This is a genomic window from Ensifer sp. EB106-05-01-XG146 (genome assembly GCF_058791875.1).
This window is the reverse complement of the sequence record NZ_JBYTDX010000002.1, coordinates 506,928-520,262: the sequence shown is the minus strand read 5'-3', so window position 1 is coordinate 520,262 and position 13,335 is coordinate 506,928. Positions and strand designations below refer to the sequence as shown.

The window sequence follows — 13,335 nt, the reverse complement described above, 5'->3', positions numbered from 1 at the left end:
CTTCGTGGAATCCTTCAAACGCGGCTGATCTCGGTCGATCCCGTTCCGGATGCGCAAACCTTCCTAGCACAACTGCTGCTGTGCTCGAGGATTCAACACACACGATTCCGGCCGGCTTTTGCGGGCATCTCCAGCCGCAAAGCCGATGAACTCGTACACTCGCGAATCCTTGCTCAAGCTTTGCTGACATTGTCCAGGACAGCCAAACGAGAATTGGATTCGGGTCACGCACTCGTTGAGGCGAAGGATTCGACTTGCAGCCGAGCGGCTGCGCTTACTCGCACCTCCCCTACAACATGCTGTCACTCCTAGTGAGCAAAATGATTACATCGTGATCATTATGTTCGCTGAGCAAGTGAATGTCAACCTTTTTAAAAGCCCAGGACGAGTGCTGCGGCCCATCTCTCGCTGACCGAAGAGGCCCATACGAAGGTCCCAAGCCTTGAAGAACTCACCGACGGACAGGAAAGATTCAACTATGAATCTTTAAGTATATAAATCCGCGTTGTCAACAATATGACTTGCCTTCAGGAACGCCACTCTAGATATGTGCGAGCACAATAGACTATTGGTGTAGACTAATACGATTAGTAGGCGTATTATGCTTGGCCTCCTTGGCTCGCAGGAGCGAAAGTGATTACCTTTACTTCAACGCAATGATGAGAGGCGAAGCTATGTCTAATTTCCACATTTATTACTATACTTGGCCGGAGGTCTGCCAGATGACGACGCTGTCGGAAACGAACATTCGTACCATGCAGCCGAAAGGCACCTTTCCTTGGCACCTTGAGTTGTCAGGCGGGCGGGTCGGGTTTCCGAAAGAGGTAATCCACGCTTGGCTTGAGAACCCAAAAGCTTGGAAACTCCGGAATCTTCAACTAATGAGAGAAGCCTTCGGCATACCGGACGAAACCACCGCCGACAATTCTTTCAACGCGGTCTTCGAAGCATTTGCCAGGAAGGCTCGGAGCGCTGAGGCCGCTATGATGACCGCCATCCTCGACCGATTTGGCAAACTGGCGCGGGGCACTGAGCACAAATCCGACGCTGACAATCCGACGGATGCCAGCATTTAGTGTCAGCTTTTTTTGGTCTGATACCCTTGCCAACCCCAACTGAACGGTGCCGCAAATGCAGTTCGCGGCACCGCGGACTGTGGCGAAACTGCGGCGAGGTATGGCCGGATCCGCTGGATTCTCTTAATATGGATAAGAGGATAGCTGGAAATTCTGCTTATGGTTCACGCCAACATTTTTTGGAGCGCGCCATCTTTTTTTGGTTTCGGCCCATCTTGGTTTTGGCTCACCATGGAAATGCCGCAAACAAATATCTTGAAGGCCTATTGACCTTCCAACGGTGGGAGACGCCATGTTTGTCTCACAACCGAACCAAGGAGACAAGCATGCAGAACTACAAGATCGACAACATGACCTGTGGCCACTGCGCCGGCGTCGTCCAGAAGGCGATCCTGAGCGTCGACCCGCAGGCAACGATCAAGGTCGATCTCGGCAATCGGGAAGTCAGCGTCGAGACCGCCGCAGCGGCAGGGCCGATCGCAGACGCCCTGAAGGCGGCCGGATACGAGAGCCGCGCGCTCTGAGCGCACGCTCCCCTCCGACACCTCCCGTCACGAAACGCCCCGGCTTTCCGGGGCGTTTTGTTGTCAGGGCAATGTTTCGGTCACCGTCAGCCGGCGACGGCTGCAGCCCCCTCCGGCTGGCGCCCGAGCATATCCGGATGCCGTGCCAGGTGCTCGAACAGGCGAGCGACCGCTTCGGCGCCGGGATCGATGTGCCCTTCGAGTTGCTTGGCATTGATGTAAGCGGCACGCCCTGCCCTTGCCCGCACCAGCGTCGCGGTCAGATTGGCGCCGTCGCGCGCCGCCTTGGAGGCCGCGCCGATGCTCGCGTCGAGCGCGTCCAGTGCCGGAGAAAGCGCGTCGACCATGGTGCGGTCGCCGATCTGCGCCCCGCCGATTTCCTGCATGCGCGCCAACCCGGCTTTCAGCGCTTCGCGGATCGAAAGCCCGCTCGAGGCGCCATCCCCGGCGGCGGCAAAGAAGATCGCCAGAAGCACGCCCGAAGAGCCGCCCATCGTCTGGCTCAACTCCTGCCCGATGGCGCGGAAGAGCTGCGTGTGGTCGGATAGCGGCAGGCGATCGAGGGCCTGAATGAGTGCCCGTGCGGCGCCGGCGAGTGTCGAGCCGGTGTCTCCGTCTCCGGACTTGGCATCGAGTGCATTCAGGTCCCTTTCCGCATCGATCAGCAGGTTGCAGCAGGCAAGCAGGAACTGCCGCGTCGCATCGTGCCGCGAAGGCAGAGGTGAAATCGGCGTCAGGCCATCAGGCAGGGCGAGAACATTCACCGGCCTGACGGCGGTCACGCCTGGCCAGGCCGGAAGCGCCACGGGCCGGGACAACAGCTCCAGCTCGGCCTTGTCGGCCGGGTAGACGGAGACGGAAAAGCCGCGCATGTCCAGCGACGTCATCATCGGCGCAGGTCCGACGAGATGCACGATCCGATCGGCGATCGCCGACTGGGCGAGTTCGTGCATGAGAATAGACATTTCCAGGATAGACGTTCCGCCGAGATTATTGACGAGCACCACGTGCGGCTTGTCCTCCATCGCCGCCTGCAGGCGCTCGACCATGGCGGCAACAGCGCTTCTCGCATCGGAATGCACAATCTGTTCGACGCCAGCTTCGCCATGGATGCCGAGGCCGAGTTCCGCATGGCCCTCGGGGATGCGATGTTCCTTCGGCGAACCCGGAACGGTGCAGGTATCGAGCGACATGCCGATGGTGCTCGTGCCCGATATGACCTTGCGCGCCGCATTGGCGATCGTATCGAGGTCCGCCCCGCTTTCTGCGAGCGCTCCGGCGATCTTGTGGACGAAAAGGGTACCGGCGACACCGCGCGCCTGCGGAAGGTCCGGCAGCGCGATGTCGTCATCGACGATGACCATGCTCACATTGAGGCCGTAGGCGCGGGCGCGTTCGGCCGCGAGGCCGAAGTTCAGCCGGTCACCGGTGTAGTTCTTGACGATCAGCAGGCAGCCGGCAGGTCCCGTCACCGCCAGGATACCGGCGAGGATCGCGTCCACGCTCGGCGATGCGAAGACGTCGCCGCAGACGGCGGCCGTCAGCATGCCCTTGCCGACGAAGCCGATATGCGCGGGCTCGTGTCCCGAGCCGCCACCGGAGACGAGCGCGACCTTGCCCTTGTCCCAGTCGGAGCGCAGGACGACGCGAATGTGCGGATATCCGTCGAGGCGGCTGAGCGCGCCGCCGGATGCGGCAAGAACCCCGTCGATCGCTTCCGTAACCGCATTTTCCTTGCGGTTGATAAACTGATTCATGTTCGCCTCCTAAGCGATGCGCATTCCGGCCGCGTCGAAGAAGAGCGGCTTGTCTGGCTGGATCTTGATAGTCTCGCCGCCGCGGAACCCAGTATGGGGGTCCGTGACCGTCACGAGGTTGTGCTGCTTGAACGTGAGATGCAGGCGCGTCTGGTCGCCCAGATGTTCGACACGGGTCACGAGTGCATCTTCTCCGGCTCCCTGGACGATATTTTCGGGGCGAAGGCCGATCGACTGCGCCTTGTCCGGCGCGCCCGCAAAAAGCTTGGCAGGCAGGACGTTGATGCGCGGCTGGCCGAGGCGGGTCGCGGCGTAAACGCTGACCGGCGCTTCGTACACCTCTCTTGGTGATCCGAACTGAACAAGCCTGCCCTCTTCGAGCACACCGATATGCGTTGCCATGGTCATCGCTTCGATCTGGTCGTGGGTGACGTAAAGAAGCGTCGCCCCGGACTTTGCCTGAATGTTCTTCAGTTCGACGCGCAGATCGGCTCGAAGCTTCGCGTCGAGCGAACTCAAGGGCTCGTCCATCAGGTATATCTGCGGGTTTCTGACAAGCGCACGCCCGATCGACACGCGCTGCATTTCGCCACCGGACAAGGCGGTCGCCTTGTTGTCGAGCTTGTGCGAAATCTGCAAGACCTCGGCGATGGCGTTCACCTTTTCGTCGATCGTCTTCTGCGGCGTTTTCAAGAGCGGGGATTTCAGCGGAAATTCCAGGTTCTGCCGGACGGACAGATGCGGGTAGAGCGAATATTGCTGGAATACCATCGCCACGTTGCGCTGCGCCGGCGTCAGTCCTTGCACGGACATCCCGCCGATAAAGATCTCGCCGCTATTAGGCGTGTCGAGCCCCGAGACCATGCGCAACGTCGTCGTCTTTCCGGCGCCTGTCGGGCCCAGGAGAACCACGAACGACCCGTCCGGGATCGTCATCGAGACACCGTCCAGCGCTGTGTGGGTGCCGAATGTCTTCGTCACGTTTCTTAGGATGACTTCAGCCACGGCGCAGCACTCCCTCGTTGGCTTCGGAGACAAGAGCACGACCCGTCTCCGCATTGAAGAGCGTCAAGGTCCGCGCGTTGAAATCGAGACCGAGAAGCTCGTCGGTACGGGCTGCCTGACTGGAGGGCGTGCGCGCCTTGATCTCGCCGTTGGGCGTTTCGATCGTGACGATCTGTGTCGTGCCGAGATACTCGACGGCGATCACGCGGCCTCTGTAGCTGGAGTCGTCGACGAAACGGACATGCTCGGGACGCACACCGAGCGACAGCGTGCCGGCCCTGCCCTCACGCGACGCCGGCACCGCCACCTTTTTCCCACCGAGATCGATGCTGTCGCCGCCGATACCGATCATGCCCTCGAACTCCAGAAAGTTCATGGACGGGGAGCCGATGAACTTGGCGACGAACTTCGTCGCCGGCCAGTCGTAGATCTGCTGCGGCCGGCCGAATTGCTCGATGACGCCGTGGTTCATGACGACGATCTTGTCACCCATCTGCATCGCTTCCAGCTGGTCGTGGGTCACATAGACGGTGGTGGCGCCCATGCGATCGTGCAGCGCCCGCAGTTCCCCCGCCATATGTTCGCGGAACTCCGCGTCGAGCGCGCCGAGCGGCTCGTCCATGAAGAAGGCCTTCGGGTTGCGGACAATCGCCCGGCCGAGCGCAACACGCTGGCGGTCACCGCCCGAGAGCCCGCCGACCGGCTTGTCGAGAATGCCTTCAATTCTGAGGATCTTTGCCACCTCGGCGACACGCGCCGCGACATCCGCCTTTTTCATCCCCTGGCTGACGAGCGGATAGGAGATGTTCTTGCGTACGTTCATGTGGGGATAGAGGGCGAACATCTGGAAGACGAAGGCGATATCGCGCTCCCTCGCCCGCTTCATGCCGACCTCTTCGCCGCCGATATAGATCTGGCCGCTCGTCGGCAGCTCCAGTCCCGCCATCATCCGAAGCGTCGTCGTCTTGCCGCATCCCGATGGGCCGAGCAGCATGAAGAACTCGCCGTCTTCCACCGTGAAGCTCGAAGACTGGACAGCCGTGAACGCTCCGAACTCCTTGCGCACATTTTCAATTCTGATCTGTGCCATGGGTCACTCCGGAAAATGGCTGACGATGATGAACATGACTGTTCCAAGCAGCGTCACGAGGAAGGAGAAGGAGTAGAGCGTGAGCGACACTGGCTGCATGAGCATGACCACGCCCAGCGCGATGAGCACCGATGCCACCATTTCCCATGCGCCACGGCGAAGGCGGAGCAACTGGTTGAGGAAAGCTGTCATTTTCTTACCGCTCCGAAGGTGATGCCGCGCAGCAGGTGTTTGCGAAGCAGGATCGTGAACACCATCACGGGGACGAGGAAGAGGGTCGCACCGGCCGCCACCGCCGGCCAGTCCTGCCCACCGACCCCGATGATCGTCGGGATGAAGGGCGGTGCGGTCTGCGCGGTGCCCGACGTGAGCAGCACGGCGAAGGCGTATTCGTTCCAGGCGAAGATCAGGCAGAAGATAGCCGTCGACGCGATGCCGGTCGCCGCCTGGGGCAGCACGACCTTGTAGAAAGCCTGGAAGCGAGTGTAGCCGTCGATCAGCGCTGCCTCTTCATACTCGATCGGGATCTCGTCGATGAAGCCCTTGAGCAGCCAGACCGAGAGCGACAGGTTGACTGCCGTATAGAGCAGGATCATGCCGGCATGGGTGTCGTTCAGCCCGAGCGAGCGGAACATCAGGAAGATCGGAATGGCGACCGCGATCGGCGGCATCATGCGCGTGGAAAGGATGAAGAACAGCAGGTCGTCCTTGAGCGGCACCTTGAAGCGCGAGAAGGCATAGGCCGCGGCCGTTCCGAGCACGATGCACAGCACCGTCGAGCCGAACCCGATGATGACGGAATTGTAGAAGCGCTCCGGGAACCGCGACGGGCCGGCGATGATCAGCCCATCCTTGCGAACGAGACGCTCGTACCAGGTCTTCGGTTCGCCCATTTCCTTCAGTTGTTCTTCCGAAACGCGGGTGCGCGTCGTGAAGAGGTTCACATAGCCTTCGAGCGTCGGCTCGAAGAAGGTCTTCGGCGGATAGGCGATCGCGTCAGAGGGCGATTTGAAACCCGTTCCGATGATCCAGAGCAACGGGAGAATGGTGATCACCGCATAAAGCACGACTAGGGCGCCTGCGAACCACTTCTGCCGTGCGGATGGCTCCGTTACAGAAAAGCTGCTCATCTCTGCTTCACCTTGTTGAGTGCTTTGACATAGATCGACGCAAGGCCGAAGACGGTCACGAAGAGGATGACGGCATAGGCGGACGCGTATCCGGTGCGCCATTTCTCGAAGGCTTCACGCTTCAGGTTGATCGACGTCAGCTCCGTGATCGAGCCCGGGCCACCGCCCGTCAGCTGCACGACCAGGTCGAACATCTTGAAGTTCTCGATGCCGCGGAAAAGGATGGCCAGCATCAGGAACGGCAGCACCATCGGGATGGTGATGGTCCAGAACTGGCGCCAGCTGCTGGCCCGGTCGCACTCCGCCGCCTCATAGATGCTGCTCGGAATGGAGCGCAGCCCGGCAAGGCAGATGAGCATGACGAATGGCGTCCACATCCAGGTGTCGACGATGATGATCGCCCAGGGCGCCAGCGACGTGTCGCCGATCATCGAGAAGCTGGACGGGTCTGCTCCGGTCAGGAACCCGATCGCGTAATTGAACAGGCCGATCTGCGGCTGGTAGAGAAAGGTCCAGAAGTTTCCGACGACGGCCGGGCTCAGCATCATCGGGAGCACGATGATGGTCGTCCACAGGTCATTGCCGCGGAACTTCTTGTTGATGAGATAGGCGAGAGCAAAGCCGATCAGCACCTGCAGGACGATCGTCCAGATCAGGAAATGGGCCGTCGCCTGCATCGTCAGCCAGATATCCTTGTCGGTCAGGATGTTCAGGTAGTTGCGCAGACCGACGAACTGAACAGGTTCGTTCGGGCGGTTCACGCGAAAATTGGTGAAGCTCAGCCGGACGGTCCAGATCAGCGGAAAGATGTTGATCGCAAGCAAAAGCACAATGGACGGTGCGACGAAGATCCAGGCGATCGCGCGGTCCGACAACCCTCTGATGCGCCGTGCAAGCACGGGCGGCGTCGCGTGCGCAGCGCGATCGATCGAAGAATGGAGCATGGTATTCCCCTAAGGCATTGACGAATGGGCATGCGGGGCCGGCGCGAGAGATCGGCCGGCCGGCCCCGCATGGACGCTTCCGCCGGGAGGCGGCGGGTGTTTGCGTCAATACTTGCCTTCGTCTTCGAAGATGTCCTTCCAGTCCTCAGAGAGACCGTCGAGCGCATCCTTCGCCGTGCCCTGGTTGGCAACGACGTAATCGTGGAAGCGCTTCTGCGAGGCCTGCAGCAGCGAGGCGTATGACGGCTCGGCCCAGAAGTCCTTCACGATTGCCATCGAATCCAGGAAGGTCTGCGCATAGGGCTGGCTCGTGGCGAAGCTCGGGTCCTCGACCACCGAGCGCAGTGCGGAGTATCCGCCGAGCGCCCACCACTTTTTCTGGATTTCAGGCTGCGCGAACCACTTGATGTAATCCAGCGCTTCCTTCTGCTTGTCGGACGCTGCGACGACCGAGATGCCCTGGCCGCCGAGCTGGGCGAACTGCACACCGGCCGGACCAGCAGGATTGGGGAAGTAGCCGGACTTGTCGCCGCCGACATTGGCGTCGGCATGGATGCCGGGCCAGGTGAAGGCAAAGTTCATCTGCAGGGCGACCTGGCCGGACTTGTAGGCGTCGATATCCTCCGACATGTAGGCGTCGGAATGGCCGGGCGGTGTGCAGCAATCGTAGAGCGCCTTGTAGAATTCCAGGCCCTTGACTGCGTCCGCCGAGTTGACGAAGCCGTCGAGCTCATAGGCTTTCTTCGGATTTCCGTACTCGAAGCCGTAGCTGTAGAGCACGTCCATCACGCCCATGGTAATGCCTTCTGAGCCGCGCTCCGTATAGATGGCAGCGCCATAGACGGTCTTGCCGTCGACCTGGCGCTTCTGGAAGAATTCGGCGATATCCTTGAGTTCGGCGAAGGTCTTCGGCACGGCGAGATCCCGGCCGTATTTCTGCTTGAACTCCGCCTGGAGTTCGGGACGCGAGAACCAGTCCTTGCGATAGGTCCAACCGACCACGTCACCGAACGCCGGCAGAGCCCAGTAGTTCGGCGAATTCTTCGGCCATTCCGCGTAACCGATGACGGTTGCGGGAATGAAGTCGTCCATCTTGATCCCTTCCTTGTCGAAGAAATCATTGAGCTTGATGTACTGGCCATTCTCGGCGGCGCCGCCAATCCACTGGCTGTCGCCGATCATCAGATCGCAGAGCTTGCCGCCGGAATTCAGCTCGTTCAGCATCCGGTCGGCGAAGTTCGGCCACGGCACGAATTCGAACTTCATCGTGTTGCCGCTCTTGGCTTCGAAATCCTTGCTGAGCTCGACGAGCGCATTGGCCGGATCCCAGGCGGCCCAGCAAAGGGTCAGTTCGGCTGCGGAAGCGTGCGTACCGGACGCACCCGCAATGGCAAAATACGCTCCGACCATGACTGTGGAGCTCAACAGAATCCGTTTCATCATTGGGTTCCTCCCCCTTGTACCTTCTGACCTCCATCAGAAGGAAAGCGCCCTGACCGGGCGGTTGGCGTACCTAAATCCTCTTGGCACTAGCGGTGGGCGCGGCCGCATTCAGAGCCTGCGTTCTTCGCTGAAGGATTCATAACTGAGGTGCGCACCTCAGCGCAAGCGATTTTTGAGGTGCGCACATCAATTCTTGATTTCGCGGCGATTTTGGTGGAGTAGATTGGAGACGATACACACTGGGAGTTCCGCATGCGGCCAACAGCCAAAGATCTTGCTGAGGCAGCGGGCTTGAGCCTCGCAACCGTCGACCGCGTGCTGAACGACAGGCCGAATGTCAGCCCGAGGGCCGTTCGCAGTGTCAACGAAGCCATTGAGCGCATTGGATTTATTCGAAACCCGGCAGCCGTCAGCCTTGCCCGCAACAAGAGCTACCGGTTCCGGTTCGTGCTGCCGACGAGCGGCGATCTCTATCTGGCGGAACTCATCCACCGGGTGGAAGAGGCGCGGGTGTCGATGAAGGGGGATCTCATCGACCTCGATTTCGTCCAGATCCCGATCGACGACCCGCATAAGGTTGCCAAGTACCTCGCCGATATAGACGAGAACGAATTCGACGGGATCGCGATGATGGCGCCGGAATCGCCGCAAGTGCGCGACGCGATCGGCCGCCTGATCGAACGCGGCGTCAAGTTCGTGCAGTTTCTGTCCGGACAGGAAAAGCTCCCGACCGCCGATTTCGTGGGCGTCGACAACTACGCCGCCGGCGCGACGGCGGCCAAGATCATCGGCCGGTTTGTCGGCCGGAGGGCGGGAAAGGTCCTGATCGTGGCCGAGACGATGCAGTCGCTCGACAGCATCCAGCGACGCTTCGGCTTCGACGATATCGTCAATTCACAGTTCCCTCACCTGCAATGTCTGCCCTCGGTCGAAACCCACGGCGACGAGCGCAGGGCCACCCAGATCCTCCAGCGAGTCCTTGAAAACAATCAAGAGGTTGCGGCGATCTACGTGTTGAGTTCCGAGGCCAGGATCCCGCTCGAGGGCGCAGCATCCTTCACCGATCTGCAAAAGATCACGGTGGTCGTCCACGAACGCACCCCCTTCAGCGAACGCGGCCTGCGCGACGCCAGCGTTGACGCCGTCATCGCCCAGGACCCGGGACACGCCGTGCGCAGCGCCATCCGCATCATGCGCGCGCGAACGGATTTTCGCGAACCGCACGCCGCACAGGACAAGATCAGAATAGAGGTCCTCCTCAAGGAGAACCTCTGACCCTCGGAGAGTGCATCTTTGACGTGCGCACCCCAAGCAGATGGAGCAACGCCTGATCGCGACGGCGCCGCCGACAGGCGCGTGAGGAGGCCCGCCCCACGCACCCGACTATGACCAGGCGCCTTCGTTCAAGGCGATCGAGGACAGGCGCGGACCGCTAAATGACGTGGGTGGATGCGGAGATCAGGCGCGCGCTTTGGCGCGCACCTTCTGCGGCTGCGCGGACGGTTGCTGGCTGGCGCTGCCGCCATAATTCACCAGCATCTGCATGGCTTTCTCTATTCCCGCGGGACTGTTCGGGTCGGTGTCGTTCGCGCGACACCAATCCTCGTGCTGCTGTTTGATCACGTCCATGTCGGCGGTAGAGAATGTGCCGGGCATTCTTCGCCCTCCCTTTAAAAAATCACACCAAAGAGAAAACTATCACAACGGCGGAAAGAGGCTCCCCGCACAACTAGGGGGTTTGCGCCCTCGAACAGCAAATTCCTTTGCGCAGCCGCCTTTGCGCAGAGCTATGACGGGCACCTGAACATTGCTCGCGCCGAGGCAAACTTGACACGATCGGCGGCATCGCGGCAGCATGAGGTGTAACTCAAAGCCGTGACTTGGCGAGACCTGCAGTTCGGCGGAAGACCGAGCAAACGCGTTCTGGCCCGGTCGGGAGGGAGGGAAGTGATGGGGTATGATTGGAGCGGCTCGCGCGAACGGCGGATGAAGGTCGCACGGTTCAGTGCGGCGCTGACACTGGCCGCAATGTTCGTAACCGTAGCGGCGCAGGTCGTGACGAGAGCAATTTGAGCCCGTCCTCTTCGTTATGATGCGGACGAAGACGCCTTCATCCGGGCGTCGACCTCCCGCGCCACACCATGGGGTGCCGGAAGAACGGAACCCAGGCTCCCCATGGACAGCGAAAGGCAAGTCTCGGCCGCCAGCGGCTACCTCTCCTGATATGTCCGAGCATGCTCGATAGGGAACGGGAGGTCTTGGCGGCACGAGCATGAAGGGCACATGACGACGACCATCAAATCCAGCGAGACACAGCCCGAACGTCTCAAGATCGGCTTCGTTCTGGCGCGGTCCTTCACCCTTTCGGCATTCGCGCTCTTCATCGACACGCTGCGACTTGCGAGCGACGAGCTCGACAAGTCCGGCCGCATCCGTGCCGACTGGCAGGTGCTGGGCAACACGCGGCATCTCATCGCCTCCAGTTGCGGCGTGCAGGTGGCGCCGACATCCGACCTCGTTGATCCCGCCGGGTTCAACTACATCGTCGTGGTCGGCGGCCTGCTCAACAGCAAACAGCCGATCGCCGACGACACCGTCCGCTTCCTCCAGAAGGCGGCGGCGCGCAAGGTGCCTCTGATCGGTCTCTGTACAGGGACATTCGTCCTTGCCGAAGCGGGCCTGATGACCGGGCACACCGTCTGCGTCAGCTGGCTTCATTATCAGGCGTTCCGCGAGCGGTTCCCCGATCTCAAGGTTCGCTCGGACCGTCTCTTCAATCTCGATCGCACCCGTGGATCCTGCGCTGGCGGCAGCAGTGCCGCCGACATGGCGGCCCATATCGTGCGCCTGCATATCAGCAAGGAAGCCGAGCGAAATGCGCTCGAGGTGCTGCAGATCGACAAGGCCCGCTCGCATCTTCATGTCCAGCCGAGAAAACCGCTGGCGATCGAGAGCAACGACCCACGCCTGAATGCCGCTCTCATCATCATGGAGCAGCACACGGACAACACGCTGTCGATCCCGGAGCTGGCCGCATCCGTCGGCTTGTCCCGACGGCAGCTCGAACGCCTGTTCATGGACAAGGCGAAAATGTCGCCGGCGCTCGTCTATCGGAAGTTTCGGCTGGAACGCGCCAAGCATCTGCTGACGCAGACGAAGGCGCCGTTGATCGACATCGCGCTCGAAGTCGGGTTCGAGAACGCCGGCCACTTCTCGCGGATTTTTGCAAAAACCTACGGTCAATCGCCGAGCAAGTTCAGGGCCACGCTTTCGGCGTGACCCGTCCCAGGCGATCCTGCCGACAACGCACCGGCCATAGCCGCCGCCGTCGGCTCATCAGTTTCCTCAAGCCTGACCGCTGCCCGCCGATACTGCTTCCTTGACGGCGAGCTCGGCCATGGCCAGTGCTGCCTCCCGCGTCGCTGCCGCCGCGATGAAGCGGCCGTTGTGGCAGAACCGCGCGCCAGCCACGCCGCAAGCCGCCTCCAGCTCGCCGTTCGTCAGGCCGGCCCAGGCAGCCGGCAGATCGGCGCGCAGCTCAAACCCTTCATCGGCCTTGCGAATGCCCGTCAGGCACCAGTCATTCTCGCGCGGATGAACGACGAACAACAGGTGGTCGGCGCCAGCTTTCACGATCGCCGGGCGGAACGGCATGCCCCGCGGCAGTTCGAGCACTCGGCTCTCACCGGCAAGGGCGATCTGCTGCAGCACGAGCGCCTCGGCCCGCAGCTTGGCGGCGCGTTGCGACACGCCAGCCTCGACGAAGGCGCGCGCGATCGAAAGGGCCTGACGGAAGCTGCGGTCCTCGGCCTCCTGGCCGGATTCGTCGAAGACAGGCTTCAAGGTTTCCAGCAGCGCCGACAGCGTGAGCCCCGCCAATGGGCCGGCCACGGAGGGGTCGAGCGCGCCGTTATCGACCAGATCCACCGGCAGCACGAAGCGCGCATCGAAGGCCGCATGGACCGCCTCCACATGGGCCTCGGGAACGCCGAACGCTGCCAGATAGGCGCGACCGTAATGCTTCCAGATCAAGCCGAACGAACTGTAGGGCTGGCCATCCTCTCTAACCGGCGCCCCGCGCTGATGATGATCGAACAGTCCGGCTGCGGCATCATACTGCCCGCCAACATCATAAATGATGCGGTCCGCCCCCGGCTTCAGCCATTCCGGCGCCCGGCTGCGAACGAGGCGAGCCTCAGGGAAAAGCCGCGTAAGGATGACGCTGGAAAGCAGCTCGTCGGCGTGGAAACCACCGGAATGTGTAACGAGAAAGTCTGGGATCATTCCGAATGGCCTTATGGTTCGTGACGCGTGTGTGCGGCACGACATAGCCATTGCCCGCGGTGACCTCAACCCGTCATCGCGC

13 protein-coding genes are annotated in these 13,335 nt (G+C 61.3%); 4 read left to right on the top strand and 9 right to left on the bottom strand.

Annotated elements, in window-relative coordinates; genetic code table 11:
• The first annotated feature begins 722 nt into the window (after positions 1 to 722).
• Both AC3WVQ_RS22525 and AC3WVQ_RS22520 read left to right on the top strand, forming a co-directional pair.
• Positions 723 to 1,076, top strand: a complete 354-nt coding sequence (locus AC3WVQ_RS22525) for a helix-turn-helix transcriptional regulator (RefSeq protein WP_457578614.1) — start codon at positions 723 to 725, stop codon at positions 1,074 to 1,076.
• A 326-nt stretch (positions 1,077 to 1,402) separates the two neighbouring features.
• Positions 1,403 to 1,600, top strand: coding sequence for a heavy-metal-associated domain-containing protein (locus AC3WVQ_RS22520; RefSeq protein WP_034799336.1), 198 nt, complete (start codon positions 1,403 to 1,405; stop codon positions 1,598 to 1,600).
• Between the two features lie 86 nt (positions 1,601 to 1,686).
• Here the strand turns inward: AC3WVQ_RS22520 and AC3WVQ_RS22515 are convergent, their stop codons facing one another.
• The 7 genes from AC3WVQ_RS22515 to AC3WVQ_RS22485 form a co-directional block, all read right to left on the bottom strand.
• Positions 1,687 to 3,357: a dihydroxyacetone kinase subunit DhaK gene (locus tag AC3WVQ_RS22515; protein ID WP_492382984.1), complete on the bottom strand. Its 1,671-nt coding sequence runs from the start codon at positions 3,355 to 3,357 to the stop codon at positions 1,687 to 1,689.
• A gap of 9 nt (positions 3,358 to 3,366) precedes the next feature.
• On the bottom strand, positions 3,367 to 4,362 hold the full coding sequence (locus AC3WVQ_RS22510; protein WP_060644320.1) for an ABC transporter ATP-binding protein: 996 nt from the start codon (positions 4,360 to 4,362) through the stop codon (positions 3,367 to 3,369).
• A complete protein-coding gene (locus AC3WVQ_RS22505) occupies positions 4,355 to 5,452 on the bottom strand; it encodes an ABC transporter ATP-binding protein (RefSeq protein WP_060601486.1) in 1,098 nt (365 codons plus the stop codon). Before AC3WVQ_RS22505 ends, AC3WVQ_RS22510 begins: the two co-directional genes overlap by 8 nt.
• Positions 5,453 to 5,455: 3 nt before the next feature.
• Entirely contained in the window at positions 5,456 to 5,644 is a 189-nt protein-coding gene (locus tag AC3WVQ_RS22500) for a hypothetical protein (RefSeq protein WP_034799314.1), read from the bottom strand.
• Positions 5,641 to 6,582, bottom strand: a complete 942-nt coding sequence (locus AC3WVQ_RS22495; RefSeq protein ID WP_043613810.1) for a carbohydrate ABC transporter permease — start codon at positions 6,580 to 6,582, stop codon at positions 5,641 to 5,643. Before AC3WVQ_RS22495 ends, AC3WVQ_RS22500 begins: the two co-directional genes overlap by 4 nt.
• On the bottom strand, positions 6,579 to 7,526 hold the full coding sequence (locus AC3WVQ_RS22490; protein WP_043613808.1) for a carbohydrate ABC transporter permease: 948 nt from the start codon (positions 7,524 to 7,526) through the stop codon (positions 6,579 to 6,581). The genes AC3WVQ_RS22495 and AC3WVQ_RS22490 overlap by 4 nt, the downstream gene beginning before the upstream one ends.
• A 105-nt stretch (positions 7,527 to 7,631) precedes the next feature.
• Complete coding sequence (locus AC3WVQ_RS22485) at positions 7,632 to 8,966, bottom strand: ABC transporter substrate-binding protein (protein WP_492383299.1); 1,335 nt, start codon at positions 8,964 to 8,966, stop codon at positions 7,632 to 7,634.
• Between the two features lie 255 nt (positions 8,967 to 9,221).
• Between AC3WVQ_RS22485 and AC3WVQ_RS22480 the strand changes: the two genes are divergently transcribed.
• Positions 9,222 to 10,244 carry a LacI family DNA-binding transcriptional regulator gene (locus tag AC3WVQ_RS22480; RefSeq protein WP_034799296.1) on the top strand — a complete coding sequence of 341 codons (1,023 nt, stop codon included), beginning with the start codon at positions 9,222 to 9,224 and terminating at the stop codon, positions 10,242 to 10,244.
• Between the two features lie 183 nt (positions 10,245 to 10,427).
• On the opposite strand, the gene AC3WVQ_RS22475 is transcribed toward AC3WVQ_RS22480, so the two are convergent.
• On the bottom strand, positions 10,428 to 10,625 hold the full coding sequence (locus AC3WVQ_RS22475; RefSeq protein ID WP_034799295.1) for a hypothetical protein: 198 nt from the start codon (positions 10,623 to 10,625) through the stop codon (positions 10,428 to 10,430).
• A gap of 627 nt (positions 10,626 to 11,252) precedes the next feature.
• On the opposite strand from AC3WVQ_RS22475, the gene AC3WVQ_RS22470 reads away from it, so the two are divergent.
• The gene (locus AC3WVQ_RS22470) at positions 11,253 to 12,248 is read left to right on the top strand and encodes a GlxA family transcriptional regulator (RefSeq protein WP_060521713.1); all 996 of its coding nucleotides are present in this window, start codon (positions 11,253 to 11,255) and stop codon (positions 12,246 to 12,248) included.
• Positions 12,249 to 12,314: 66 nt separating this feature from the next.
• On the opposite strand, the gene AC3WVQ_RS22465 is transcribed toward AC3WVQ_RS22470, so the two are convergent.
• Positions 12,315 to 13,253 (bottom strand): MYG1 family protein, encoded by a 939-nt coding sequence (locus tag AC3WVQ_RS22465; RefSeq protein WP_492382983.1) that lies wholly within the window; start codon positions 13,251 to 13,253, stop codon positions 12,315 to 12,317.
• Positions 13,254 to 13,335: the final 82 nt, after the last annotated feature.